The organism is Paenibacillus sp. MER 180, assembly GCF_023713665.1.
GTDB classification, from domain to species: Bacteria; Bacillota; Bacilli; order Paenibacillales; family Paenibacillaceae; genus Paenibacillus_B; species Paenibacillus_B suaedae.
In genome coordinates this window covers 25,354-51,732 of sequence record NZ_JAMAVT010000011.1, presented here as the reverse complement: position 1 = coordinate 51,732, position 26,379 = coordinate 25,354, and the positions used below count along the sequence as shown (strand labels likewise).

The following is a 26,379-nucleotide window of genomic DNA, read 5'->3' as shown; positions in this document are numbered from 1 at the left end:
ATCTGAAGCTCTTCATAGGTCATATCATCAAGCTGCCTTCATTCCTTCGCGAACTATAGCCTAATTCGACTTCACTTCGCTGCCCTTCATATCGGCTGATCCGCTCAATTGAATATGACTGCCCTTGCAGTCCATACGCAGCTCGCTGCCTGCGGACAAGCTCATCTTCTTCCCTGCAGACAAGCTCAAATTGCCACCCGCCGAGATACTTACCTGCTTGCTGCTCACAATATGAATACCTTCCTTGTCGTCCAGCTTGATAAAAATAGAGCCATCTTTCCCCGTCACGACAAGTTCATCCGGTCCCAGACGGATTTCCTTCCCATGGGGCGTTCGCCAGATCTTTATCTGCGGATTGGAGAACTTGTTGTGTCCGCTTCCTCTACCCGCACGTCGGACCGCACTTCCCGCAACGCCATCTTCTTCACGACTTCCCGGGAAATATAAAGACACCGGATCCCCTTTCTCCGGCATTACATACCAGCCTGTATGTCCTCCGCCGCTATACACCGCCGAATAGGTGAACCAATGCGCCTGCTCGACCGCCTGCTTCTCATCGCAGTCCAGATGAATACGTACCTGATCCTGACGCACGTCCACGACCACCCCGCCTAACGAAGCACCAGCCAGTTTGTCCTGATAATAACGTTTCTGTCGCAATCCTTGGTACGAAGTAAGCACATATTGATGACGCAGTAAGCCCTGCCTCATCTCCGTATAGGCCTCAATGACAAACAAACTATGTCCCTTAAAAGCTAACCGAGCCCCCAAGTCCAGCACCTCGTCCGTCTCTACCTCATAAACAATAAAATCATTCTCGCCCACCTTTGCCTGTTCATTCTCCTGAAAATAGCGAAAAGGCAGCATTTGCTTGCGAACGGTATAACGGGTATGATCCAGCACCACTTGTGCAGGGCTATCCTCGATGCCGAAATAAAATTTAGGACTATCAAAACGGGCCACAGGCATTAGACTCGTATGATAGTGGGAAGCCATGCGTCTTAAAAAAGCCCAGTCCGTCTCCTGATACTGGATGGCAATTCGGCTGATGGGCTCTCCGCCTGTCGCCCCATCAATCACATCCAGCCCTTCATAATCCTTGCCGACGATCTCCAGCATCTGAGGAATCGTCATCTTCGTATATTGAAAAGAGCGGGTACGCTGTTGGATATCCATCCGGTAGGTATGAGAAATGGCCTCAACCATGAGGTAGTAAACGTCCCTTTCAACCCTTACTTCGACCGTTAGTGCGATCCCGCTGAATAACGGCTTGCTTTCGCCCGATTCGTCCCGCTGACTCACCTGAATGACCGTGTTCTTCTCTGTCTTTTCCACATAGCTATCCCGTAGCTCCTCGGGGATGATCCCGGTAAAATAGAGACGGGTGTGCTCGTTGATTTTCTTCGTGAGGGTAAGCTGCTCCAGTTTGACCAGCTCGTAAGGATGGATTTGGATATTTTCGTAGCCTATGCTCATAGCGAATACGCTCCTTTCTCAAACGTAGGAGGCAAGGGCACTGACACCGTTTGGAGCGACTGTACCGTATGTTCCGCAACAGGCAGCCATACCTCCAAGTCCGATTCCACACAGTTAAACGTCCCCATCATCACCTGTCCTGCATGGATGAACAACAGGATCTCGTTGTACAAATTCGTATCCACGCCTGCAGCTATAAAACGGATTTGCCCGATGGATAGACCGGAACGATTCACAATCACTTGAGTACCCATCCAGTTACGGATCGGTTGTACTGACCGCAGAACATCTGCCATCTGCTCGACAAAATCAGGCAGCCCCTCGACCGTCAAAGGGGTTTCGGTTCGATTAAAGGTGATATTCACCGTTCCATCCTCCGAAGTATAAATGAGCTCCGGACGATGCTCCGAAGGATATTTAAACTTGGCTTGCGCAAGCGGCATTAGCTTAAAGAATTTCGGGACGCTAGCCGCCATTTGTCCGTCCAAAATCGCTCTCATTTCCAAGGTAATGAGCTTATCGCCCAGCCATAACGTTGAGTTTTTTTCAGTTATGTTTTTATCGTGATTATTTACAGTCGTTTGAGATAGGATCGTATTTTCATTATTAGATGCAGCATTCTGATTAAGCTTGTTTTTGATGCTAAGGATCTGCTCGTCCATATAGTTCATAAGGGTAGTCCCTTCTTAAAAAAATATGACTTTTTGGAAAATGCAATCGGAATCGAAGCGCTGTCGTTCGAATAAATGACATCCGGTCTGTGATCCGATGAATATTCGCCGCTGCTGCTTCAGGTGGTAACTCCTGCTTTTTAGAACCCCTGACTCAATCCACAATCATCCGCTGCCTGCCTCCGTGCCGTACATCAGGAGGCAGCGCTCTGCCTCCTCCCGCTTCACTCAAGATTCTCCGCAGGCCTGCGAAGATGCGCTCATTGCTCAGCTCGCGGTATCCCGTTCCGAGACGCTGACCGAGATAATGCTGAATGACGTTCCGTTCCACGGCGCCGCCGTTCAGGCAGAGCATGGCGAAGCTCGCATCATAGGGGTGATCCGTGCCGCTCTTTAGCAGTTCATTGGCGAAATACTGCAAAATGAATGGAGACAGCGTGCTGCTTCCGATACCGGCATACGGCACATGGATGACGTTGAACGTGTTATACTCGGTCGCCAAGTCGGCAAAACCTTGATAATCCGCACGCAGCCGGGCACCCTCCTTCAGCTTGAACCGACCGAGCTCCAGCTCGTCCGTCTGCACCTGCACATCGTTCTCATCCAGCACGATCTCGCCCGGAAGCGTCGTGAAGTCGCTCGCTGCCTGTTCCGTGAGAAAGCGAATTTTGAGCACTGTCTCCTTGCCGTTCGAGGAATACGGAAGTTCGAAATCCTCTTCCATGGTATATAAGCGGCCGTCATGCTTGACGATGCCTTTGGCAATCATCAAGCTTTCTACATTGACCTGAACCTCTCCACCCACGATGATACCGTCGGAATAGTGCTGGTAGATGATGTCTGCGAACTGGCGCGGATAATCGCGCAGGCTCTCCAGCATGGCGGTTTTCAGAATCCGGCCTTTATGGAAATGCGGCATTTGGTGCGTAAACAAGGCGTTCCCTCCTTTCTCCACTGAGATTGTATAACAAGGCCCTTTGCTCCATAAGTCATACAGGAAGTTACGGAGCCACTCAGCCTTCTGGAACACGTACATCCTTCCTTATTTCAACCCGTCGAAGAAATCCAGCTCCGATAAATCATTTTCAAACGCATAGAACTGCTTCTTCCCGATATGGAGCTGCTCATTGACCCGCGCAACCGGCACCGCGTTGAATCCCCAGCTGCCATCGCCCGCAAAAACGAACCATTTCGCCTCGCCGTTGGCAATCGAATCCGTATCGTCCTGTGGAATGCTGGCGCCGTACTGGGCGGCGATCTCTTCGTATAGAGCGGGACGATAATCAGCGAAATCATTCCGATATGTCACCGTGTGTCTCAATTGCCCGTCGCCTCCACGAATATGGAACTCGATCTCATGCGCGCTAAGCGGCCGCGAAATCGAGCCCTGCGCCTGATCCAGCCGCTCGTAGCCGGAGATGAGCATCTTCTCCCGCCCGGTATGTGTCCAGGCACTGACCGAATACGGAACGACCGGCGCATGATTCGTTAGCTGCGCCTCGATAAGTCCCGACTTCCGAGCGCTCAAGTAGCGCAGGGCACCGCGCAAGCAGGCCAGCTTCAGCTCCGGAACCTTCCCCGAATCTTCCGCCTTCTGTCGGAATTCGATTGCTCTTCCCGGTACGAATTCCTTCAGCGCTTCCCGAAACACGTCGATGCGGCAGGATTGGCCTGTCAGCTTAATGATGGAGTAGTCCTGCAGCCTACCGTCGCGGTAGAACTCGTCCAGAAACTTGCGTACGATGGCGTAAATGTCTCCACGAATCAACTGGTTCATTTCTTGAATGTTGAACACGATGTCCGGCGGCTCGTATACGTCCCGGAACTGCCCGTTCTCGCGCAGCGACAGGCACCATCGATCCACGGCCGTAAGATTCAGGTCGCTTTCTGTCCTGCTTCCCGGCCCTGAGTGGAATCGATTGCGAAGGATGCCCGTTTTGCGGAAAAATTCCTTCTTCATGCCGTCCGCCAGCTCCCACAGCACATAAAAATTGTTCCGCACGCGCTGATATTCATCGCGCGCATGGTTCTCATATTCCTTGAAGCGAGTCGGAAGAAAGTGCTCCGTCTCCTTATAACGGGCGTCGAAGCGTGAATAGACCGCATCTGCGCCAAATTCGTCGACATGCCGATAAATGTCCGTGGCCGGAATGTCGATCAAGCTATCAATGTCCGGCAGTCTCGCCTTCCTGTAAAAGTCAGCAAATGTGATCTTCATGTACTGCATGATGCGGTATGTCAGATTGTTCCCGCCGAAGTTCGTATCTCCGTTCTCATACGACGTATGGATATCGAGCTTATAGGCGATATGCCCATCCTCGATGCGGAACCGGCATGACGACAGATCGGTCGTTCCTCCGCCGCAGTCGATCACGAGCGCTTGATATTCTTCGCCGTCCAGAAACCGCTGCTTCTCCATCTGATCAGCGATCGTGTTGTACAATACGGCCAAGCCTTCATCCAGCGCATCCCTGGTCTCGATGCGGTACTCAGGCAACATATCCGCGAACATATCGATGAATTGTGTCTTCATCTTGACCGGGCCCGATAGATGGAGATGCTTGAAGCGGCATTTGAATTGATGCTCCGCCGTTCGGATTACATGCAGCATATAGGCGCGCAGCAAATCGCTTCTGCTTACCGTTGCCGCATTCCCATGGCCGTCCGTCACTTCCTCCAGCCGTTTGTAATTGTTCACCCAGCGCTTCATTCCATGGAACACGGAGGCGCTGGAGCTGTACCCACTTTTCCGCTTATCTTGCAGCGCATCGCTGCCGAAGCTGAACCGGATTCGCTCCGGATCAGAGCAATCTGCGATTCCGATTACAGTAGGCAGCGACTCGATCCATTCCCCTTCCTTGGATGTTCCGTCAGGGAAGCACACATAGTTGATACGATCAAGCCGGATTCGCCCGTTCAGCAGATCCGTCGCATTTGGTGAAGCCACGTACCCACCGTGCAAATACGCCCCTGCCGTTGTATTTGTCGTCCCGAAGTCAATCGCCAACACCGCGTCCGTCTCTTCCAGCTCACGGATATCCAAATCCGCCACAGGAATCTTGTAATAGTACAGATTGGCCGGCGGCTGCGGCGTGCTGCGATAGTACGTGCGATACACATATTCCGATACTTGCTTCGGGAAAAAGAGCAGACTGTATTGGCGATTCGCCGTCTTCCTCACTTTCGCTCCCTCGCCCATCGCAAGCCAATAGCTGCCCGGACGCAGACTATCCTTCACCAGATTGAGGATCGCGCACAGCTCCATATGCTCATTGACAAGCAGCACGTTCGATTCGGCAATTTCCGTTCCCGCTTCCACCCTGTATCCATCATGCCGATCGAGCTTCAAGCCGTCGTACAGCGTAATCTTGGCCGGAACCCGAATACCTCCGTCATTCGGCAGCGGCATGCGGAGATAAGTTTGTACCATCTTCTCGACCCGTTCAAGCCCGCCCGGGCTAGCCGTTTGAATGAGCTGGCTTTCCTCCGCCCCCCGGTATTTCATGACGGTTGCAATTAATCCGTCGCGATCAAGCGTATGGATCATTCCTTCAACGAGCTTCTCCTGATGGCAAATGTTCCGGAGCTGAAATGTCGTCATCTCCGATAGTTCCTCCCGGGTATATTCCACATGCTTCCGCCCCGCATCCCGCTTGGTCGGCTGCTTATAAAGCCTATATGTATACTCGCTCATCTTTGCCCCCTCCCGGCCGCCTCGCGTCCAGCCTTGCTTCTTATCTTTATAAGTTAATACAGCGACACATTCCCAATCCGCATCGTATCCTCCATGCCAATAATGCCGAAATGATCCTGCCAATACACTTCCGTATGGAATCTTGCCGGCAGGAACAGCTCCTGAATCAATTCGAGTTTCATTCGCGCCGGTTCACTTTCCTCCTGTCCGACATAGAAGAGAAGCTCGTCCCGATCCTCGCAATTCGCATAGATCGTCGAGCTGCGGAAGATGCCACGCATCGTATCCTTGAGCAGGTATATCGCCTCACCCGTCTCATATAGCCGCAGCACATTCCCCGCGATCATCTCGCGCTGCTCTTGATTGAACAGGCCGATCCCCTTGCTGACGCGCAAACCGAACTTCCCCTCTTCCATGTCGCGCAGCACGAACTTTATGTAATACTCGCGCCGGTTCATCCCCTGATAACGATCAATTTCCGTCAAAAAGTGAAGCACGATATCGAACAGCGTTTGGCGCAGCTCCACATCCTCTTCATTGTTAATGTCGAACATGTCCTTGAACAGATCGTAGAACCGATAATACGGATTCACCTCGATTGTGTCCGGCACCGCATTCGCCCAAACGTTGAGCTCCTCCAAGCTCAGTTCCATATAGGGCGAATACACCTTGGCGGGGACAAAGCAAAAATCCGACGCGCTCAGGCCGGATTGCTCTGCCTTAATGAACAAATCCCATATGTAATTCACGCCAATACCCCTTCGCACTTATACTCGGGAAAATGCATCTGCACCTCGGAAACGAGAAAGCTCATCAGATCATGCAGAATGAACTGCTCTCCTTCCGACACTTCGTCCTCGACTGCGCGGAAGCTAAGCCGCATAATTTTCTTATCCAGTACCGTCCGCACATTGTCGCTAATGAACGAGTTCATCTCATAGGATTGTTCCCCGCCGTTATTCGCTTCCAGGATATCCACATGCTCCAGTTGAAGCATCTGCGCTGCCTCAAAAGCATTCACGAGCCGCACAATCTCGCCCTTGGAGCGCACGATTTGGGCTTGCTTCCTCGCATATTTGCCGATAAAGCCATCTGCTCTCCGATTGGATACCAGCTTGTATTCCAAGCTTCCAAGCCGGGATTCCGAAGGCTGCGCAATCTTCACGACCGTCCACATGCCGGATTTCTCATGCGGCGACACAATCGTCAAATCGTCTCTCGTTCGCTTGATATAACGAATGTGTTCCTCATTTCCTTCCACCAGATAGCCATGTTCGCTGCCCAGCTTGTGAATCGCCAGAACATGTTCGTAATTAATTCGATCGGCTGCAGGCTCGGGAAAGCCGTCGTTCTGAATGGCAAGCCGCTCGATATTCCAGAGCGGTACGAGATCCACGTGCTTATGAGGCTCGAATTCCTCTAGATTAACGGTAATCTCGTTGATCTCGTCCTCTTCCCGCAAAGCACTGTCGCAGTCCGTGAGCCATACGTCAAAAAATTTATAAGCGTATGGATGATTCAATGTCTTCCATGGAACGCTGTTCTGTTGAAAGACACGGTATAGCTTCTCGATTTCGTTGATGTACAGTCGGCTTTGCGACAAGCGCACCGTAATCGCATAATTGCCCCCTGATGTCTTCATCTCTCCGCGGAATGTTCTTTTCCCTGACATCAGGTTATGCAGCCTTGCAAAATCACACTGCAAAAACAGAGTTAGCAGCAGCGCTTTCCCCTGCTGCTTCATCTGCTCTACAAGACTTCCCATTTCTATCGTTTTGTGTGCCGTGTCCTCCGGCAGCATCGGGCGGAGGAAATCATGAATCGGGTCGACATCATCGCGGCGGCACATCGATACGAAAATATCGTGCTTTTCCTCGCCATCCTCAATTTCGTCGAATACCTTGCGCTCTATTTTCCGATTCATGTCTTCCTGATATTCCACCAGGTTCAGGAACAATCCAGTCATTACATTTTTCAATAACTTGCGCTGCTCCAGATCCTCCATCCTGCTCAATCGATCATGTATCAGTTCCTTCATGGCGCCTGATGGACTCCTTCCTTGTTCCCTTGTTCTCCCTGCTAGGGGATGGAGCTTCATTCCCTTTGCCGGCAGTTGAAGCATTCCCCGTTGGCATCCCTTATCCGCTGCTCGCAGCCGCTCCGCTTTCGGCGTTGCTCGGTGTAGAACCGCCCGCCATATTGCCCGCTGTGTCTCCACTTCCGGCGTTGCTCGGCGCAGATCCGCCCGTCGTATTGCCCGCTGTGCCTCCGCTTCCGGCGTTGCTCGGCGCAGATCCGCCCGCCGTATTGCCCGCTGTGCCTCCGCTTCCGGCGTTGCTCGGTGCAGATCCGCCCGCCGTATTGCCCGCTGTGCCTCCGCTTCCGGCGTTGCCTGCTGTTCCACCATCTCCACCGGAACTTCCAACTGCTCCTCCGGCATTGCCGCCTGCGGTCCCGCCTCCATTCGCGGCGGCAGGAGGCTGTGCAGCGGGCGGCGCCGGATTCAGCTTGCCCAGCGCCTTATCGATCTTGCGCTCCATGCCCAGCACACGTTCCAGCATGTCGATTTCCTGATAGATTTGCTGCGCGGCGGAATAAGCATCGATAGCTCCTAGATAATCTTGCCCGGCAAACTGCTGGTCGCCCTTCTTCTCATACTTCTCGCCCTCCAGCAGCCGCTTCTCCTTCCGCAAACCAGTCAGCTTCTCCTCCGCTGAATCGAGCTTGGCTCGGATATCCTTCTCACCGTCGGTGTACCCTTCCTCAAGCGCGGATTTCCGTGCCTTCTGGTAAGAGCTGCGCGCCCCAACATAATCCTGTGCCTCGAACTTCTTGTCCCCTTCCTGCACCCAGTTCATAACCTGCATGTACGTGCGGGAACGGTCTATTTTCTCCTCTAACTGCTTATGATTGAACTCTTTGTATGGCTTTGCTTCCTCCTGCGCCTTCCCGTATTTGTCCAGCGCCTTAGCAAAGTCCTGTCCCTTGAAAGCTTCATCTCCGTCCACCATAAGCTGCATCACGCGCTGCTTCTTCGCGAAAAAGTCCCGGTGGAACTTGTCCTTCAACCGAATCGCCATATTGCGCGCCTCACTGTAATCCTTAATGGCCTTCGGATAATCGCCATCCTTCATATACATGTCTGCACTTTTCTGATATTCGAACATGTTCTCCAGATTCTCCGCTTGGATCGCCGCCTGCTTTATGAAGTAGAAGGCCGCGCCTCCACCAACCAGCAGCAGCACGATCAGGGCCAATAGCCACTTCTTCAGCAAACGCCATTTACGCTTCGGATCCTCCTTGAACACCTTGTTCGCATACACAGCAACAGCCGTGTAATTGCTCACCGTTTGCCGCTGCTTGCTGAGCAGCACGTCCTCGAGCGTATCCGTGAAATCCTCTGGCTCCTTCGCATCCGTTAATGCGTCGACCATTTCCGTTGCGTTGACATCCTCCCACAAGCCAGGGGTGCACAGCAGCAGAACATCTCCTTCAGACAAAGGAGCCTTTTTCGACACGTACGGCTCCAGGCGCTCCGGCTGCCCCATATATTGAAGAAGATTGTGTCGTTCTTCATGAACCTCCATCGCTTCTTCCGAGATTTCTCCGGCATCCTTCATGGACTGTGCCAAGCTCTGATCCCTGCTGCGACCGAATAAGCGTCCGCCGCGAAAATGATACAGGCGGGCATTGCCCGCTGCCACCCAGCGAATCTTCGCATAATCTGTCACGACCAGAATCAGGCTTGCCTTAAGGCGCACGCGCTTGCTCTCCGTTCGCAGCCATTCATGCGCTTCCTGCATGTAATGCTTCAACCGCAGCGAAGACATCGTCGGCTTTTCCGTAAATCGACCAAGAATGCTCTTGACGACCATCTCGGCACTGTCCACTTCCATGTCCGAATCCAAGCCGTCCGCGATGACCCAGCAGGCCATATCATCCAGCTCCACATAGGCGAAATAGTCTTTATTATGTAGAAAAGAACCGGCCTCCGTCACGAAGCTGGTCTTAAAGTCGCTGTTCTCCTTTCTCATCCTTACCCCCGCTTCTCCTGTCCCATGATTCGCATACCTATCACGGAGCTCGTGTTCAAAAAGGAAATTCTCGCCTTCACACAATCAAAAGCGAGTAAAGTGGTCGATTCGATCTGTCTCTCTCAGAAATCTACCGAAGCCAGGAACAGCAGGCTTCATGCGTTATCCACGATGACAATGGTCGCATTGTCTTGATTGATCAATCTCTTCTGTTCGATCGCTTCGATGATCTCCTCGGCTGCATCGTGAGGTGAAATCGGCTTGGACAGAATCTGCTCCAATTCCACTTCCGTCATCGTGTTGTACACCCCATCGCTGCAGAGAAGGATCCGGTCTCCCGGCTGCAGCTTGAACGGCTCGCTGCCAATCTCGATGCTCTTGAAATTCTCATACCCCAAGTAATTGATGAGCCTCCTCTTCATCGGGTGCTCCATCGCTTCTTCCCTTGTGATCTGCCCCGTTAAGCAGCGTTCCTGCAGCACCGACTCCAAGATATGACGTTCATTCATGCGGATGAAATTGTCTTCCCGGAACACCATGATCATACTGTCGCCCACGGCTCCCCAGTACAGAAGATCATCCGCAATGACGGCAGCTACCAGCGTCGTTCCTCCAGGAGCGCCCTTCAAATTCCGCAAAATTTCCGTATTGCTTATCTTGGCCGCCTTCGCGAAAAAGCTCTGGACTTCCCGAATATGCTCTAGCTTGAGAAACTCTCGAATAAATACGGTCACCGCGAGCGTGCTCGCCATTCTGCCGTGCGCCAGGCCGCTTATGCCGTCCGCAAGTACGGCGGCCGTACCGTGTGCGGTCGTGACGCTGGCGAAATAATCGTCCTGCTCCTCACGGGCGCCAATCGTCTGTCCATTGCCGATCGGCATGCCGGACGCTGGTGGCTCAAGGCTCGCTGTATCCAGCAGCAGCCGGCGCCGCACACCCAGCAGAAGCAGAATTGCGGCAGTACAAGTCAACACGATCAAATACGGTACCCAATTCTGTACATCCATTGTGGTCATCATCCCTAACCCATATTGTGATTCCACTCGAAATGTATGCCGCAGAGCGGAATGAAGATAAATTTGCTGCGCCCGAGCTGAATGACATCATACGCTGCCAGCTCCACCGGCGAATAAACAGCTTCTTCGTTGTGATAAGCAAGTCCCGAGGCATCTCCCGGCAACAGGTAGAAATTGCGCTTCTTCGGATCATATACGATTACCGCATGATTCCTGCGCGAGATGGCATTGTCGCCCAAGATGCGAATATGCATCTCTTCTGCGCGGCCGATAAAATTCTTCTCCGCCATAATCCGATAGTCCTGACCGAGCTGAGGGCCATCAATGCATACGAGCCAGCCGGTTACCGGCTCGATGCCGGTCGTTTCCCCCAGGTACGGCATCGTCTTCTCATTGTCCTCCACGCGCGGCGGCCTCTTCGCGTCCACATTCTGCGGCTGTTCCACCGATATGCTGCAATAAGGGCATATGCTGCCATGCTTCCTCGTACTGAACATGTGTCCGTTAGCGCATCTTGTCAGACTCATCTTTCTTCATTCCCCCGTCAATTTGAATAGTTCTCTTATGATCATGAAGTCAATATATCGTTCATTATTTCGCCAGTAACCGCGTGTTGGCAATGCTGATGACATCTCCGGAATGAATCCGACATGGTTCCTCCGGTTCCAACTGATTCGCCTTTTTCCCCCCAGTTCTTCGAATGCCAACCCCGCTGCGGGAATCAAGATCCTCGATGAACCATTGGCCCGAGGCATAATTGAGCACCGCATGATGCTTGCTAATAAGCGACGCATATTCCGAATCCGACAGATCTATGTCAACCTCACCTTCTGCACCGGTTTTGCCGATAAGCAAGGATGTTTCGCCGTGGATGTACCATTCCTTTACGCTCTCTCCCTCATCATTCAGGAGTACAAGCTTGGCAATGGTGTCGACTTCGTCCTGCCGGCCTGCTTCACGACTACCGGAACGCCGCGCCGCATACGCGATTATCGCGATCGCCAGAAGGACTCCGACCGCCGCCTTCAGGACGGGATCGATGTTCCATATGTACACATATAACAGAGCAGCAACCACAATGGCTGCAACCCCTATATCAATGAGCGCGATCCACCCGCTCTTTCGATTGGCATGACGGTGAACTTGATCGCTGCTATTTTGCTTACTCACATCTCATTCCTCCGTTGCTTCGCTCAACTCATGTGCATCCCTTTTATCAAAAAAAGCACCGTACCTAAAGCAAAACGATGGCTTTGCTAGCTTGTTCGGAGCTGTTCTCACATGTCACTCTGCCTCGTCATATTCGTCCGAAAATACCATACCGCGTGCGTATAGTCGCCGAAGCCGTACCCGAATTGCATAGGCAATCGGCAGAGCCACTCTATTTTTTCTTGTTCATACCGAAAAAGCGTTGGAACATCTCGGACGTATCTATCGGATTCCCCGCGTCCTTACCGCCGTTCTGCATTGGCTTCTTCGTTTTTGGATCAAAGCCGAAAAATCGCGCGAAATTGGCTTCCACGTTCCGTGGATCAAAATCCGCCCGTTCTCCTGCCGCTTTTCCAGAAGCTGCATTTCTCCCTCTTGAATGGGTAGATTGATGATTTCGTCCGGAGTCTCGCTCCATGCCACCCAACTTATCATCATAAGCCTTCCGTGCAGCCTCATCCTGAAGCACCGCGTAGGCTTCATGAATCTGCTTGAACCGTTGTTCCGCCTCGCTGCTTCCCCCATTTACGTCGGGATGATACTGCTTGGCGAGCCGCCGATATGCCTTCTTCAATTCTTCAGGCGATGCATGCCGCTGTACGCCCAGAAGTTCATAATAGTTCGTCATTCGCCTCGCCCCTGCCTTTCTAACGGTTTTCAACAAAATATTGCAATGGCTCTCATGAATTCCCCAGTGTACCGGATAAAAATATTAAGAGGCTGTAAGCCTCTTAATATTTGTTGTCCGCATTTCTGCCACCAGAACAGGTCGTACCTGCTTATACCGGGTAACCGCCGTCGATTGTAGCCAGTTCGGTTTTGTCTTTCTTTTGTTTGATGTACAGCGTGAATGTACCTACGCCTTCCGTGTCCCCGTAAGTTTCGGAGTAGTCAACCACGAATGCGTTCGGGAAATACACTTTGCGCACCACTTGATCCGCAGCGACAACCTCAAGCGTCACCTTGCGGTAGCAGTCCGCCTTCTCGGCAGGAACGAGCGACCACAATGCCAGCTTCTTCGTGTCGTCAGCGTTGTCACCGTCAGTCGCCGTGATAATTTTGCCGGAAATGCGCAGCGTCGCGCCCACGTCCGTCGATCTTGCGTTGGAATCGTTCGGTGTGTCCGTGTCATACACAACTTTCTGAATGTTGTCCATGCCGAGCTCGATCGTTTCTGCGCCTTCTACTCTAAGTATGAATCCCATGAATTTTGCCTCCTTGAATGAAAATAATTTAGGTTCCGCAAGCATGGAATGCTTACGGGATTTATGTTGGAAGGCGCGCTTGAAGCACGCCTCTAACATACGCTTCCATATGCCAGCCAAGCTTCTAATCATTAGGCTTTAACAGGCGTAGTGCCCTTCGTGATCATGACTTCGAGATTCTTCACATTGCCGTTGAACACAAGATCGATATGGCATAGATTGCTCTTGTCGTCTATCACATAGGACATGTCATCCCCGTCTTGAATGATCGAGTTGACAAAGCCGCGCGTACCAAGCCACTTGCTCCTTTGGCTGCTCGGATTATTGCTAAAGAATTTCACGATGTTCTCATGCTTGAAGTCACCCGTCTGGAAGCGGAGAATCCGCTCGATATAGGTGCTGACAAGCGTTTTGTATATGGAATCGAAGCCATTCTCGGTCAATGCCATGCTTCTGGCCTTGTATACCGTGATTCGCTTGATGTCTTTATCCTGAAGCTGCGCATTCTCGGAAGAGAAGACGAAGCCAAAGTTTTTATAGTTGATCGCGTCTTTGATGTTGTTCGTAAATCCAGTAATCTCCTTCGCCATCGTCGTAACCGCGCGCAGCGCATGGTCGCTTGCTTCAATATCGAAGCGTACGCCCGGATAGTCACGGCTGACGTTCTTGAACGATTCGCGCAAATATTCCGGACACTGATAGGCAGCAACGACCCCGGCAGCAACATAAGCGGCGCCTACGTACACGCCCTCGATCCACAGCTTCAAGATGTCTTCCTTATCTTGGGACAGCTTGACGCCGTCCTCCGTGTGGAGCATGCGGCTATCGATGACAACGCCGGACTTATCCTTCGGAATAATGGTGAAGTTCGGGATGCATGGAATGGCGAACTCGCTGTATTCCTTGCGAACCATGCTACTGCACTTGTCGATATACTTATCGAGACCGGTGGTTGCCAGACTGTTGAAGGTCGTCTCTTCTCCAGATTCGAAGTTGAAGAATACCTGCACCTTATAGTCCTTCACGACTTGCAGGAGCATCGACAGCGATTCCATCGTGTTGCCCTCCTGCTTCACGGTCTTGCCGTTGCCGCGGAAGCGTTCGCGGGACACCTTCACCTTGCCGGCTGATTCCAACTCGACGGACGGCACAATCCCGAACCAGATCGTGTCGGAGAATTCATTCTTCGAGTTCACCGTGTTCAGATACGTCTCCAAGCGCGGAATATTGCTGCTCTTCACGGTCATATCCAGCTTCGCGTTCGTGATGAGCATGGACGGAAGCATTCCCTTGTTCTTGGTCGCATACTGATCGAAGAACATCCGTACGCCCAGTATCTTCTCCACGAGCGGCTTGACTGTTTTTACAAAGTCATCCTTCGCATTCTTGTAGAACTCCAAATACGTATTATAGTTTTGTACTTCCGTCTCCGTATCGACCTCGTTATGTACCGCTGGCAGCGGACAGAATGTACGCACTACCAAATCCTTCACGTAAGAAGACGGCGTCTCTGTAATGGATTCATAATCTTCGCCGAACACGTTCGAAAGCTCGGTACCGCTGTTGTCATCCAAGAGCATCAGCTCGGTATTATCGCTCTTCGGCGCTTCAATGATCTTCAATTCGCCCGACTCACCGATCGTCAGCATGCCGATTTGGATCGCCTCGGCTTGATTCTCCTCCCGCGAGCCGCCCAGCAAGAGCCGTGTCTTGATATCTTCAATCGCGAGCGGCAGCATTGCCATCACGTTGTTGTAATTTTTGCTGGCGTCCTCGAACATCCCGTTCAGCTTATCGCCCAAATCAAGCTTCTTCGGATCCCCTTCATCCAGCTTGTCATACTGGCCGTACAAGTAATGGATTTCCTTGCGCACTTGGCGAATATCGTCCATCACCTTCTTCGGCGAAATCATGTCGAGCAAATTCTCGAACTTGAAATCGACGTTCGTAATTCCCTGACTGCGCTTCGTATCGATCAAGGTGAACAGCATTTTCAGAAAATCATTGTTCTGGTCGATCTTAATTTCTGAGATGCAATCCTCCGCGATTCCCTCCGGCTTCTTCAGCGTATACATCACTTTCTGATTGGCTGCATTGTAGAACGAATACACGCTCGGAGAGAACTTGTCGAGGAACTCATCGAAGCTCCGAACAAGCAGATGCTCGTTCACTTCCTTGATCTTGTCGTCACTGAGGCTGTCGATTCCTTTGACATCGCCTACGATGGTCAGCAGGTCCAGCATTTCCGGGTTAATCTCCTCGAAAAGCATGGCTCGGTTCGTTTGACTGATAATGTCCATAATGTCAGCACAAAAAACGGCAACCAACTTGGCTTACGCTTGAACGCATACGCTAGGACTGGCTTGCACGACTTTATGCTTCCTCCTCTCTATTTCGTTGCAATAGTCTTCTCGCACTAGACATGCAAGAGAAATCATACCTTCGCAAATACAGTTTTCTATAATTTGGGTGATTAGTTCTATTTAAATCTTAGAGAGAACATCCCAAATTTGTCAATATTATTTATTTGTCGCTCAAATTCGCTATAAATCCCCTTTATTTACCCAAATCAAGAAAAAAATTTGTCGTTATCCCTTCACTTTTTGGTACTTATTTCCGATGATTTGAGATAGGATGACAGTACCAACTGCCCAGTATCCCAGACACCATTCCTCCTTTTCCCAAATATTTCGGTAGAATCTAACAAATACTTTATATCGCAGCAAAAAATATTTATATTTTTTGTTAAAAGGTGGGTATATAGCTTTTATGTGTAGACGAAATATTTTCAAATCTATGATTTTCCTGCTTACGACCTGCTTGTTATTCCTAACGTCATCAGCCCTAATACCTATCCACACCCTAGCTCAGGCCGATTCGGCACAAGGAATCGATGCCGTATTCGTCATGGACGTCAGTTATTCCATGAACGAGACCGACAAGGAAGGCATTGCGTCGGAAGTCGTCAATATGTTCATGGACATGAGCGATTCGGAGCGCACGCGTATTGGGTTCGTGGCCTATAACGACAGAATCGTGGCCTCGGAGCCGCTAACTTCGCTTGCTGAGCCCGGGCAGAAGGAGAAGCTGAAGCGTCAGATCAGCAGCTTTCGCCGCTATGGGTATACGGATCTAGGCCTCGGATTGAAGAAGGGAGCCGAAATCGCTGGTAAAGGTAATGGCCAAGGCCATAAGCCTTTCATTATTCTGCTGTCCGACGGAGGCACCGACTTCGGCAATGCTTACACGGGCCGAACGATCGCCGACTCGAACCAAGACGTAGAGCGCGTCATTCAGCAGGCGAACAAGCAGGGATACCGTATTTACACCATCGGCCTGAATCATGACGGCTCGGTGAATGAGAAGCAGCTGAAGACCATTGCCGCAAAGACCGGAGGCACTTCGTATATTACGACCAGCGCAGAGGAGCTGCCTGATATATTCAACCGCATTTTCGCCGATCAAATCCAATCGGTTCTCGTTCCGATCGCCGCGTTAACTGCGACTGGAGGCATGCAGGAAGTAAAGGTTCCTCTTCCGAACTCCAGCATGTCAGAGGCGAATCTCATTCTGTTGTCTCAGAGCCCATTGCTGGAGTCTCAGCTCTATAACAGCACCAAGAATGCGCGATTCTATAAATCCGGCAAATATACGTTGATGAAGATTCCCGAGCCGCGCAAAGGCGAGCTGCTATTGAAGTTCAGGGGAATGACAGGCGATGTTGTAAAGGTGAACCTGCTTGGCAGCTATAACATGCGGGCAGGCGGGGAATTGACTTCCAAGGAAGCGACGAAAGGACTGCCGACAGCCTTCGCGGCTCGCTTGTATTCCTTGCCGAACAAGCTGCCTTTGGAAGATAAGGATGTATACACGGACGTACAGGCAGAGCTTGTTATCACCAATCGTCAGACGAAGCAGAAAGAACGCGTGCAGATGACGAACAATGGGACAGGCTTCTCGGCGGAGCATCGCTTCCGGACATCAGGGAAATACGACTGGACTGTCGTCATGATTGGGCCTCATTTCTTCAGAGAAACCGCAGGCAGCATGCTCGAAATCGTCAATAAAGCGCCGGTATTGTCCGGACAGAATCAAATTGGCATTGTGAAGGAAGATGGCGAGGCGAAGCTGAATTTCGGGGATTATTTCACCGATCCGAACGGGGATGAATTGACGTACAAGATTGTCTCCAGCGATCATAAAAATCGAATGGAGGCACGTGTCGACGGTGCGACGCTCTACCTATCCCCGCTGCATTCCGGCTCTTCGGAAATAACCGTAACGGCAACCGACCCTGAGGGGGGAACGGTTACTGGAAAGCTGAACGTGCAGATTTCTTCGGTGTGGGAACGTTATTGGATTATCGGAGGCTGTGCGTTGGCTGCATTGATTGCCTTATTCGCACTATACGTGCTGCTGCGTCCAAAGCCGACGTTCACTGGGAGACTGGAAGGGTACTTCTTAAATACGGCAAGCGGCAACGAGGTTCCCGTTAAATACTGGCCACTTACTTCCTTCGGCAAAACACGAAAGGTGAGCCTTCAGCAGCTGTTTGCCCGCCTGGATGTGAATGAGCCGTTGCCGGAAGCCGCCCATATCCTGTTCGAGGCCGGCAAGAACGGAACGCTCCGAATCAAGCACCGTACCAACTGTACAGTAGCGAAGGGACGTACACCCATTAAGCCGAGCGATACGGCAACGCTTGAATACAATGATAAGCTGTACATTACGTTCGAGGATGGGATAACGGAGATCGAGCTGCGCTATAAAGCTGTTAAACAGGGCGTTGTATCGTATGCAGATCCGTCTGCAATGTCACGTTAATTGAAATTGGCAACCGGCAGGGGCAATGGAAATAGAGCAGGCTCCCGATTCAGCAGAACCTAGATTTCAATAAGTAAATAAGAGGAGGCTGTCCGATGTGGGACAGCCTCCTCTTTATTTATTAATAAGGCATCGTCATGCCATGTTGCGCTTTATGCAGCAAATCCTATAAATGCCACCTAGCACACTATATTGATGTAAATCGTACAACATGACCTGTTGCAAACGTAGTTGCACCTACATCCTACTTCTAAGCCTGCTTGCGATCATCCTGCTGCCGCGCCTTGTGCTTGCCGAGCAAGCGCTCAACCATTGCCAGCAGAATTCGTTCCGCATGCAGCGCGGCCTTCATCTGCTTCATGGAAGCATGCCTCTTATCTGGGCGAACCGCTAGTCCCTTGCGAATAGTGCGCTCCATCAGCGGGCTGACGCTGCGGTTTAGGCTTCTGACCGATTCCAGATTATCCTGGAACAAGCGCCTAGTCACATCATTCGGCGTGCGGCCGCTTAGGCAAAAATACATCGTAGCTGCAAAGCTGTATACGTCGGACGTGATTCCCTGCTGCGATTTTTCGGAATAGAATTCAAGCGGCGAATATCCCGTGCTCGTAAAAATCCGATGACCCGTCTTCTCATAGTATATAGCAGAACCGAAATCGAGCAGCTTCGGCTGACCGTCCTCTCCAATGATAATGTTCGCTGGCTTGATATCGCGATGAATGATGCCTTGCGCATGGACATATTCAAGCGCAGATGCAAGCGGCAGTATCGTATCGCGCAGGAAATCGGCCACGGAAACAAGCCTGCCTTCTTCAACAAACCGCTCAAGCGAGATGCCCTTGCAATACTCCATTATCATATAATGCGTCCCGTTCTCCTCAAAATAATCCACAAGGCGAACGATGTTCGAGTGGCTCAATTGCTGCAGCATCTGCGTTTCCATCAGGAAGGCCTCCCGCAGCTCATCATACTGCCGTTGAACAGAGGGTACACGGCATAGCACGGTTCGCTTGTCCAGATCGCGAAGAGCTACCTGCCTCGGGTAGAACTCCTTCACGATGGCCGCCGCTCCGTCCTCCAGCTTCCGTCCCGCATATACATTGGCCAGCTCGCTGCAAGCGATTACTTTCTTCACTTTATAGGAATGATGAAGCACAACATTTCGATTCAAACAAATGCCAGCATAATCCGGTTTCACGGTTTCCTCCAGAAGCTCTGGCCTGACTGGGACGTGGAAGTTGCATCGTCCACCAGCAGACACGTAGTATCTATTATTGTAACACGATACCCAATATTTGCTATATAAGATTTATATGGTTTATTGAATTCTATGAGATAACGATCAAGAGAGATAATGCTTTGACCTTCAATCTTTTCCCATGATATAATTCGGTCATTCTTTCCAATGAGGTGAAATGGATGTCATTCCGCAACGTTCGAGGTATGTAGGTTCCGAGCTGGGTCAAAACGCGTACCAGCTATCAAGGGGATAGTCTGCCCTTTTGAGCCTAACGGAACCAGAGAGCCGCGCAACGAAATGGAATCCATTCAGAAGGATATGCAGTTGTACAGTTCCTACCGTTCTGACAACTCGTATGCCCCATTAATTTCACATACTATTGGAAGGCGGAATCAATATGAATTCTTTCGATTACAAACAATTTTATGATCAAGTAGGCAGGCTGAACGGTTGGGATTTCAGTCAAGTGAAATCAACTACAGAGGGGACGAATTGGGAGCTATTCCATGAGGCTGGCAAGCTGTGCGCCAAGTCGGACATCCTGCTCGACATCGGTACAGGTGGCGGTGAATCTGTGCTGCCGATCGCAGGTCAAGTGCTTCTGCTCGTTGGAATCGATGCTTCTGCAAGCATGGTCTGTACGGCACAAGCGAATCTGGCAGCAGCTCAGAAGTCCAATGTTCGCTTTATGCAAATGAACGCAGAGCAGCTCATGTTCCCAGATCGACACTTCGACATCATCACTTGTCGACATTCTGAATTCAATGCCGCAGAAGTTGCCAGGGTATTGACGGACGATGGCGTATTCCTTACCCAACAAATCAGTGAAGGCAACAAGCTCAACCTGAAGCAGGCATTCGGCAGAGGACAAAGCAACGGCGTTGAATCCGGCACCTTGCTGCGTCGATATCTGAAAGAGCTTCGCGAAGCTGGATTCATGAATATCCAATCCTATGAAATCAATCTGACACAGTATTATCAGACCGAAGAAGATCTGATGTTCATCCTTACACATACGCCAACGATACCGAACTTCGGGCAATTCGAGGACGATATGCGCATCTTCAAGCAATTCGTCGCCGACAATAGGACAGACAAGGGCATTCGTACGAATGAACAACGGTTCGCCATCGTTGCAAGAAAGCATTAATCCATCATACGACTTGAGCAATGACTCTTATAGACCATCCTTGCGCATGTAGGATTATTTAATGGTAACTGTCGCACTTCATATACAATTCGTCATATAAATTAAAGCAGCCAAGGGATTCGTCCCCTGGCTGCTTATTTAGATCGGCGAGCTTCTATCGATGTACAATCTAGAACATGAATCACTCACCTTATCTTATACAGCATTCAGATTTCGCCTTATTGCTAGCGCTTTTCCCAGCTCCAAAAATATTTCATCTCTCTAAACGCAACATCCCACAGTCTTTCGTTTCCTTCAATGGTTATCGTTAGCTCATTTGCCTTTTCGAGATAAACTGTGAATATTTCCGGCTCATGGCGTTGATGTTCTGCAGACGCAGACAGGAACTCATGTCCATCAACGGAAACACTTATTCTCCCCTGCAACTCCTTCTGATCGGGAACTCCATAATACAAGGAAAGATACAGCTCCTTACTTCCTAACGAATACGTGTATGTTTCCCTATTTTTACCTTCGATACTATACACATTATATTTGGGTTCTACGGTTTGACCGCCAATTTTGAAACTGTATGGTTTTGTGCCCGTTGATGTATTTCCGGTACTGTCTATCAGTTCGTTCAACGCCACAAAGGGACCCATTTCTTGGGTGAACGCCTTGTCAACAATCCCGAAGCTCCCCCAAACCACAGTCATAAGGACAACAATGAAAATGCCCGTGGCAGCTATACTTTTCCGGATATTATTTGTACGAAAGCCAAGTTTGTACGCCCAGAATCCGATTGCTGCGCCTAATGAGTTTTCAATTACGTCGTTAATATCGAAGCTTCCAAGCAACGTTAGTGCCTGAATCGTTTCAATCACGAGAATGGATAGGATGAACAATGCAATGAATCGAATAAAGCCCGTTCGATATAACAACGGAATCAAAATGCCAAAAGGAATGAAAGCTGCGATGTTTCCAAATCCAACCAAGTCCATCAGAGTAGGATGTAGAAGATCTGATACACTTGGCAGCCTAAAAAAACTGTCCGGTATAAGAATAAAGGTGTAACCATCCTTTTGATCTATGGTACCTACTCTACCGAAAGCTAGAAATATAAAATAAAGAATCAAAAATGTATAGCATATGGTTATGCCCAACATAATCTTACGCTGCTGTTTAGTCATGGTTTACTCCTTTATAGCCGATTTCCATAGCTATGCTGATGGATATCATGTTATCTGTCTAAAATGACTTTCAAGTGACAGTGAAGGTGACAATTTAGTCACTAACGGAGCGGAGATAAATCACTTTTTACTGTATATGAATCTCCTCAATTACTTGTATAAAATAAAAGCAGCCAAAGGAATTTATCCCCTGGCTGCTATCTTACGTCCTATAAACTTACCGATAAGTCACCGTTGAACCGCAATACTCACAAGTTGAGGTGGAGCTAGGAGATACGCTCGTTTGTGCGCCGCAGCTAGAACATGCAATCATTTTCGGCAGCTGTGGTGCAGTCTGTGGTACAGTCGAACTAGCTGCTGCTTCCATTCCTGCACGACGAATCGGCTGCGCTGGAGGTTCCTCAACGATCTCCTCAATTGTTGGCGCATACGAAGGCATTGGCACAGGCTCCTGTTCGAAATAAGCTAGATGCTCTCTTCTAAAGCGCTCCTGTGACCTTTTCTCCAATCCTGATGCTGCCCACCAGAGCAATACCCCCGGTGTGAAAAAGAGCAGCGCAAAAAGAGCAGCCAACATGAACTTATCTCCTTGCGTCGACCAGTTCACGATCATACCAAACCATACGATCCCATATAAGAACATAAGAAATCCTCCTGCAAATCGCAGGAATGATTGGAAGGCCATGCTAGGCGGATTAAGCCCTAGCTGTCGCAATTGCTCGCGTTCATCTGCTTTTTTCTTCATACTGCCCCCTATTTTTCGGAGCACCAATCCCGGAAGAAGAAATACAAGCAGACATACCATTAGATAATCCTTCGTAAACATAGATCGATCCATAAGCATCCCAAGGATACTGAGTATAAGCGCAAATATGAGAAAACCGCCGCAAAATTTCAAAAAAGAACCGATCTTTCCCCTCATTCCGCTAAACCTCCTATCACCTATCACACCAAACCATCACATTCCGTATAGTTTCGTATCCGCTAAAATGGCATTCCGATTCATATGGCCCGCCATTTACGGGCATATAACACTCATTATAAATAACATCCACTGGAGAGGCCAACCTAATTGTGGAAAAAGAATTGCAGAACAAAAAGAAATAGACCTCCAGCCAAGCTTGCCATGACTGAAGGTCTAGAGAACTTGCGAACTTCACTTGCCGCACTGCTGGACAATCTCTACGCTCTAGGGCTCTAGGACATTCCCTCTCTGACGTTCTTCTCCTGCAGTTTCATCCGATATTCAAGCGGTGTCATCTGATTCTGCTTTTTGAAGAAGCGAATGAAGGCCAGCGCCGAATTATAACCAAGTGCGGACGCGATCTCATTGACCCTCTTCGAGGTATTGAGCAGCCATTCCTTCGCTTGCAGATTTCGATAGTCATTAATGTAATCGGAGATCCCGATGCCTGTCATTTGCTTATATAGTCTAGATAAGTAGGAAGGATTCAACCCTACCTCGTTCGCAATCGCAATCAGCGAGATATCACGGGTTAAATTATTGGCAATGTAACGATGAACTCGCTTGATCAGTTCACCTGGAACTTGTTCTTCTCTTCCTTCTTGCCGCTCGAACAAATGATCAGCGAGTTCCCAGAAATATTTCTTCATATCAAGCCATGTGAATGACTCCTTCTTCTGGTACAAGAAACTAATATCCATCTTCGCGCCAACCTCTTGCTTCAACTTCGGATTCTCTCCTAAATGGGATAGGAACAGCGCCGACAAGGAATGATACAACGCCATCTTCCGAGCATAGCTGCTCTCCTCCTCATTGTTCCAATCCTTCGTAATGCGCAGGAACAATTCATAGAACTCCTTGCGATGATTGTTCTCCAGACATTTCAGCAGCAGTTGAATTCGGTTATGTTGAAAGTAATCTTGCGTATCCGTGCCGTTTCCACACTCCTGCATTTGCATAATATCGGAATCCGTCAAAATAACCTCGTTAGGCAGCCGCTCCCCCGACACGAAGCAATACTTCAGCATCTGGAATCGTTCCGCTACACTTGCCCATTCCGTCGATGTACTGCTGAGTGCGAAGGATACCGTTACTTGCAGAAGACGCTGACAGGTCTGTTGAATCATGCCCATAACTCCGTTCAAGCGAGCCTGTGATGACTTCCACACTTCCGACTCGGACATCACATCTTCATGAGACTCATAACTGGAGTAGGAGTAGCTATGATTGCCGTCTTGCGTCATTCGCGGCTGCAGCAGCCATACAAGCTTGGAATGCTCGAATGGGCAAGAGAAGCATTCCATATACGGGGTGACATACTCCTCGACGATATTCTGAACGCCATACAGCAATAAGGATTTATCAAGTGAACTGAAGGAATTCTTCCAAGCATCCACCTTGCCAACCACCATCATGACAGGCAGATCGGCGCGCAGCGGAATATCATATTCTTGAAAATGACGCTCAATCCCTCTCAGCATCTCGGTCTTGCCCTCTAGAAGCTCCCAAACATATTCTCTCTGCAGCAGCGGCAGCGCCTGCCGCATCCGATAATGCGCCTGCTCTAGCCTGCGCATCTGCTCACATTCCTTGTTAAGCTGTGCAATGGCACGTTCAACAGCAGCAACAATCTTCTCATCGCTCTCAATTTTCAAGATATAGTCGAACCCGCCAAGAACCATAGCACTTTGCACATACTGGAAGTCATTATAGCCCGTCAAGAAAATCACTTTACAGTTCGGCCAACTCTGCTTAATATTTCGAAGCAGCTCAATCCCTTCCAGGCCAGGCATTTTAATATCAGAGATAACAATATCTATGGGCGAAGCGGACCTGCGCATCATATCCAATGCCTCTTCACCCGAATACGCTTTCAAAATATCGAGTTCAAGATGTTCCATGCCCTGAAATAACTCCAGCAAACCATCTACAATAATAGGCAAGTCGTCCACGATGAGCATTCGTCGCATGCCGATCTCCTCCTTTATTCAAGCCCAAGATGTATACGTACCTTCAGTCCGCCAAGTTCAGAACGCGACAATTTCAATCCATATGAATCTCCGTAGCGAAGCTGTATCCGTCTGTGTACATTAATTAGCCCTGTCGTCTCATCGATGTGATTGGTACAATTGGCAAGGCGATTGCACAGCTCATTCAGCTTCTCATCGTCTAAGTCATCTCCATTATCTTCAACACTGATCACAACTCCATCTTCAACCTGTTCGCTGTGAACCCACAACTCTCCTGCTCCACGCATATTGCCGAATGCATACTTATAGGCATTCTCAATGATCGGCTGCAGCACAAGACGCGGTACACGTATTGGCTGGCTCTCGATGTCGAGGAACACTTGAATCCGATCCCCGTAGCAGATCGATTGCATCTCCACATAGGTCGAGGAATGCTTCACTTCCATCTCTAGCGGAATTTCATCTTCATCGTTCCGGGTAATGAAATGAAAATACTCGCCGATATACAAGCAGAATTGGTAGGCCTTCTCTTTGTCCTCCGACTTAATAAGCCGGCACAGTACAAAGAAGCAATTGTACAAGAAATGGGGATTGATTTGCGATTGAAGCCGCTTCAGTTCCGAGCGCTGGCTTCGAATTTGCTGCTCGTAGTTCTGTTCAATGAGTGTTTTCAACGAGTGCACGGTATCATTGAACGCCTGATACAAATATCCGAACTCATCATGACCGCGATCAATCGGAACAGGCGTCAAGTTCAGCTGCTTCACCCGCCTGAACGCATGAATGAGCTTCATGAGCGGTCGATACATGAGCTTCATCAAGGAGTAAGAGAAAAACAGCGCTGCCACCACAGCCAATCCACATGCCCACCAGAACCATTGCCGATACTTCTGAATCGGCCCCAGAACGGTTGATTCCGGTATGCAGGTCACAGAGTAAGAACTCCATATAGCGGAGTATTTGTAAACCGTCAAATACCGCTCTCCGTCATACTCTACGATGTCGTAGCCTTCACGCTTCTCTTCCTTCCATTTCTGTTGAATAAACTCCTTCATTGAATCGTACAGTGTCGATTGCTCATTGCTGCGAATATCCCATCCGTGCTCTACATTCAGCAGCATCGTCTCTCCATTCAGAGAGCCCGCAATCTGATCGAGTGCTTCCTTGATCTTCCTAACGGACAGCTCTGCACCAACTAAATAGATTGGATCCTTGAAAGTAGTCGTCGGGTATTGCAGGGTAATAAACAGTCGATCGTTCCAGTATATGAACGGCTTGCTGTAGAAAGGACTCTCATGCTGCATGGCAGAAAATTCCCCTCGATTGAGCGTCGTATCATATTGCTGACTGAGCAACGTACGATCAATTTTCGGTACGTATGCCTTGACTTCGCGAATAAACGGACTCGAATTCTTCATGAGCTCCAAACGCTTCTGAATAAGCGTAATGTTGTTGGCCCGCTCATAGTCAGTCAGATCCATTCCTAATGCCGCCAACTCCAGCAAATCGTTGTCTGTTACATAGTTCGGCAAGTAACGGATAATTCGTTCGACTTCCTTATCGAGCGAGTCGAGGTAGAAGCTTGTCGTATTTAAGGTAGAACGCGATACTTCCCGCTGAATGCTATTAGCTCCCCGCTCATTGATGAATAACGTAATCATCATGAGGGGGAGCAATACGATTAGAAATACAGCCATGATCTTCATGAAGATGGAAGAGTCTTTTAAGCGGAATAATAGTTTCATCGTATTTTCTCC

General features: G+C 49.8%; 20 protein-coding genes. 2 read left to right on the top strand and 18 right to left on the bottom strand.

Features of this window, described 5'->3' with window-relative positions; translation table 11 throughout:
* Nucleotides 1–60: 60 nt before the first annotated feature.
* From M3661_RS18345 to M3661_RS18285, 13 genes are all read right to left on the bottom strand, one after another.
* Nucleotides 61–1,476, bottom strand: a complete 1,416-nt coding sequence (locus tag M3661_RS18345) for a phage baseplate assembly protein V (RefSeq protein ID WP_251487334.1) — start codon at nt 1,474–1,476, stop codon at nt 61–63.
* The gene (locus M3661_RS18340; RefSeq protein WP_251487332.1) at nt 1,473–2,147 is read right to left on the bottom strand and encodes a hypothetical protein; all 675 of its coding nucleotides are present in this window, start codon (nt 2,145–2,147) and stop codon (nt 1,473–1,475) included. Before M3661_RS18340 ends, M3661_RS18345 begins: the two co-directional genes overlap by 4 nt.
* Before the next feature lie 154 nt (nt 2,148–2,301).
* Nucleotides 2,302–3,081, bottom strand: coding sequence for a DNA and RNA helicase (locus M3661_RS18335; RefSeq protein ID WP_251487329.1), 780 nt, complete (start codon nt 3,079–3,081; stop codon nt 2,302–2,304).
* 108 nt (nt 3,082–3,189) lie between these two features.
* Nucleotides 3,190–5,841: an Hsp70 family protein gene (locus tag M3661_RS18330; protein ID WP_251487326.1), complete on the bottom strand. Its 2,652-nt coding sequence runs from the start codon at nt 5,839–5,841 to the stop codon at nt 3,190–3,192.
* A gap of 53 nt (nt 5,842–5,894) precedes the next feature.
* Complete coding sequence (locus M3661_RS18325) at nt 5,895–6,596, bottom strand: iron-dependent peroxidase (RefSeq protein WP_251487601.1); 702 nt, start codon at nt 6,594–6,596, stop codon at nt 5,895–5,897.
* The gene (locus tag M3661_RS18320; protein WP_028531938.1) at nt 6,587–7,879 is read right to left on the bottom strand and encodes a hypothetical protein; all 1,293 of its coding nucleotides are present in this window, start codon (nt 7,877–7,879) and stop codon (nt 6,587–6,589) included. Before M3661_RS18320 ends, M3661_RS18325 begins: the two co-directional genes overlap by 10 nt.
* A gap of 100 nt (nt 7,880–7,979) precedes the next feature.
* Nucleotides 7,980–9,875 carry a serine/threonine protein phosphatase gene (locus M3661_RS18315; RefSeq protein WP_251487323.1) on the bottom strand — a complete coding sequence of 632 codons (1,896 nt, stop codon included), beginning with the start codon at nt 9,873–9,875 and terminating at the stop codon, nt 7,980–7,982.
* Between the two features lie 155 nt (nt 9,876–10,030).
* Nucleotides 10,031–10,882, bottom strand: a complete 852-nt coding sequence (locus M3661_RS18310; protein ID WP_251487320.1) for a PP2C family protein-serine/threonine phosphatase — start codon at nt 10,880–10,882, stop codon at nt 10,031–10,033.
* A 14-nt stretch (nt 10,883–10,896) separates the two neighbouring features.
* Complete coding sequence (locus M3661_RS18305; protein WP_251487318.1) at nt 10,897–11,418, bottom strand: FHA domain-containing protein; 522 nt, start codon at nt 11,416–11,418, stop codon at nt 10,897–10,899.
* 64 nt (nt 11,419–11,482) lie between these two features.
* Complete coding sequence (locus M3661_RS18300) at nt 11,483–12,061, bottom strand: FHA domain-containing protein (RefSeq protein WP_251487315.1); 579 nt, start codon at nt 12,059–12,061, stop codon at nt 11,483–11,485.
* A 211-nt stretch (nt 12,062–12,272) separates the two neighbouring features.
* Nucleotides 12,273–12,728 (bottom strand): J domain-containing protein, encoded by a 456-nt coding sequence (locus M3661_RS18295; RefSeq protein WP_065293354.1) that lies wholly within the window; start codon nt 12,726–12,728, stop codon nt 12,273–12,275.
* Nucleotides 12,729–12,879: 151 nt separating this feature from the next.
* The gene (locus tag M3661_RS18290) at nt 12,880–13,305 is read right to left on the bottom strand and encodes a hypothetical protein (RefSeq protein ID WP_021255435.1); all 426 of its coding nucleotides are present in this window, start codon (nt 13,303–13,305) and stop codon (nt 12,880–12,882) included.
* Between the two features lie 131 nt (nt 13,306–13,436).
* Nucleotides 13,437–15,605 (bottom strand): hypothetical protein, encoded by a 2,169-nt coding sequence (locus M3661_RS18285; RefSeq protein WP_028531936.1) that lies wholly within the window; start codon nt 15,603–15,605, stop codon nt 13,437–13,439.
* A gap of 469 nt (nt 15,606–16,074) precedes the next feature.
* Between M3661_RS18285 and M3661_RS18280 the strand changes: the two genes are divergently transcribed.
* The gene (locus tag M3661_RS18280) at nt 16,075–18,129 is read left to right on the top strand and encodes a VWA domain-containing protein (protein ID WP_251487312.1); all 2,055 of its coding nucleotides are present in this window, start codon (nt 16,075–16,077) and stop codon (nt 18,127–18,129) included.
* Between the two features lie 250 nt (nt 18,130–18,379).
* Here M3661_RS18280 and M3661_RS18275 read toward each other — a convergent pair whose 3' ends face one another.
* Entirely contained in the window at nt 18,380–19,327 is a 948-nt protein-coding gene (locus M3661_RS18275; RefSeq protein WP_251487311.1) for a serine/threonine protein kinase, read from the bottom strand.
* Nucleotides 19,328–19,766: 439 nt separating this feature from the next.
* Here M3661_RS18275 and M3661_RS18270 point away from each other — a divergent pair, with 439 nt between their 5' ends.
* Entirely contained in the window at nt 19,767–20,519 is a 753-nt protein-coding gene (locus tag M3661_RS18270; protein ID WP_251487309.1) for a class I SAM-dependent methyltransferase, read from the top strand.
* Nucleotides 20,520–20,743: 224 nt separating this feature from the next.
* Here M3661_RS18270 and M3661_RS18265 read toward each other — a convergent pair whose 3' ends face one another.
* From M3661_RS18265 to M3661_RS18250, 4 genes are all read right to left on the bottom strand, one after another.
* Nucleotides 20,744–21,688 (bottom strand): VanZ family protein, encoded by a 945-nt coding sequence (locus M3661_RS18265; RefSeq protein ID WP_251487307.1) that lies wholly within the window; start codon nt 21,686–21,688, stop codon nt 20,744–20,746.
* A gap of 217 nt (nt 21,689–21,905) precedes the next feature.
* Nucleotides 21,906–22,610, bottom strand: coding sequence for a hypothetical protein (locus tag M3661_RS18260; RefSeq protein ID WP_251487306.1), 705 nt, complete (start codon nt 22,608–22,610; stop codon nt 21,906–21,908).
* A gap of 275 nt (nt 22,611–22,885) precedes the next feature.
* Entirely contained in the window at nt 22,886–24,622 is a 1,737-nt protein-coding gene (locus tag M3661_RS18255; RefSeq protein WP_251487304.1) for a response regulator transcription factor, read from the bottom strand.
* 14 nt (nt 24,623–24,636) lie between these two features.
* Nucleotides 24,637–26,367, bottom strand: coding sequence for a sensor histidine kinase (locus M3661_RS18250; RefSeq protein WP_251487302.1), 1,731 nt, complete (start codon nt 26,365–26,367; stop codon nt 24,637–24,639).
* Nucleotides 26,368–26,379: the final 12 nt, after the last annotated feature.

What these genes read in the sequence shown, in the direction of transcription:
- M3661_RS18310 (WP_251487320.1), bottom strand. Translation starts at nt 10,882, where the DNA reads ATGGATGTACAGAATTGGGTACCGTATTTGATCGTGTTGACTTGTACT.
- M3661_RS18285 (WP_028531936.1), bottom strand. Translation starts at nt 15,605, where the DNA reads ATGGACATTATCAGTCAAACGAACCGAGCCATGCTTTTCGAGGAGATT.
- M3661_RS18330 (WP_251487326.1), bottom strand. Translation starts at nt 5,841, where the DNA reads ATGAGCGAGTATACATATAGGCTTTATAAGCAGCCGACCAAGCGGGAT.
- M3661_RS18290 (WP_021255435.1), bottom strand. Translation starts at nt 13,305, where the DNA reads ATGGGATTCATACTTAGAGTAGAAGGCGCAGAAACGATCGAGCTCGGC.
- M3661_RS18315 (WP_251487323.1), bottom strand. Translation starts at nt 9,875, where the DNA reads ATGAGAAAGGAGAACAGCGACTTTAAGACCAGCTTCGTGACGGAGGCC.
- M3661_RS18280 (WP_251487312.1), top strand. Translation starts at nt 16,075, where the DNA reads ATGTGTAGACGAAATATTTTCAAATCTATGATTTTCCTGCTTACGACC.
- M3661_RS18320 (WP_028531938.1), bottom strand. Translation starts at nt 7,879, where the DNA reads ATGAAGGAACTGATACATGATCGATTGAGCAGGATGGAGGATCTGGAG.
- M3661_RS18305 (WP_251487318.1), bottom strand. Translation starts at nt 11,418, where the DNA reads ATGAGTCTGACAAGATGCGCTAACGGACACATGTTCAGTACGAGGAAG.
- M3661_RS18265 (WP_251487307.1), bottom strand. Translation starts at nt 21,688, where the DNA reads ATGACTAAACAGCAGCGTAAGATTATGTTGGGCATAACCATATGCTAT.
- M3661_RS18295 (WP_065293354.1), bottom strand. Translation starts at nt 12,728, where the DNA reads ATGACGAACTATTATGAACTTCTGGGCGTACAGCGGCATGCATCGCCT.
- M3661_RS18260 (WP_251487306.1), bottom strand. Translation starts at nt 22,610, where the DNA reads ATGAGGGGAAAGATCGGTTCTTTTTTGAAATTTTGCGGCGGTTTTCTC.
- M3661_RS18250 (WP_251487302.1), bottom strand. Translation starts at nt 26,367, where the DNA reads ATGAAACTATTATTCCGCTTAAAAGACTCTTCCATCTTCATGAAGATC.
- M3661_RS18340 (WP_251487332.1), bottom strand. Translation starts at nt 2,147, where the DNA reads ATGAACTATATGGACGAGCAGATCCTTAGCATCAAAAACAAGCTTAAT.
- M3661_RS18345 (WP_251487334.1), bottom strand. Translation starts at nt 1,476, where the DNA reads ATGAGCATAGGCTACGAAAATATCCAAATCCATCCTTACGAGCTGGTC.
- M3661_RS18255 (WP_251487304.1), bottom strand. Translation starts at nt 24,622, where the DNA reads ATGCGACGAATGCTCATCGTGGACGACTTGCCTATTATTGTAGATGGT.
- M3661_RS18270 (WP_251487309.1), top strand. Translation starts at nt 19,767, where the DNA reads ATGAATTCTTTCGATTACAAACAATTTTATGATCAAGTAGGCAGGCTG.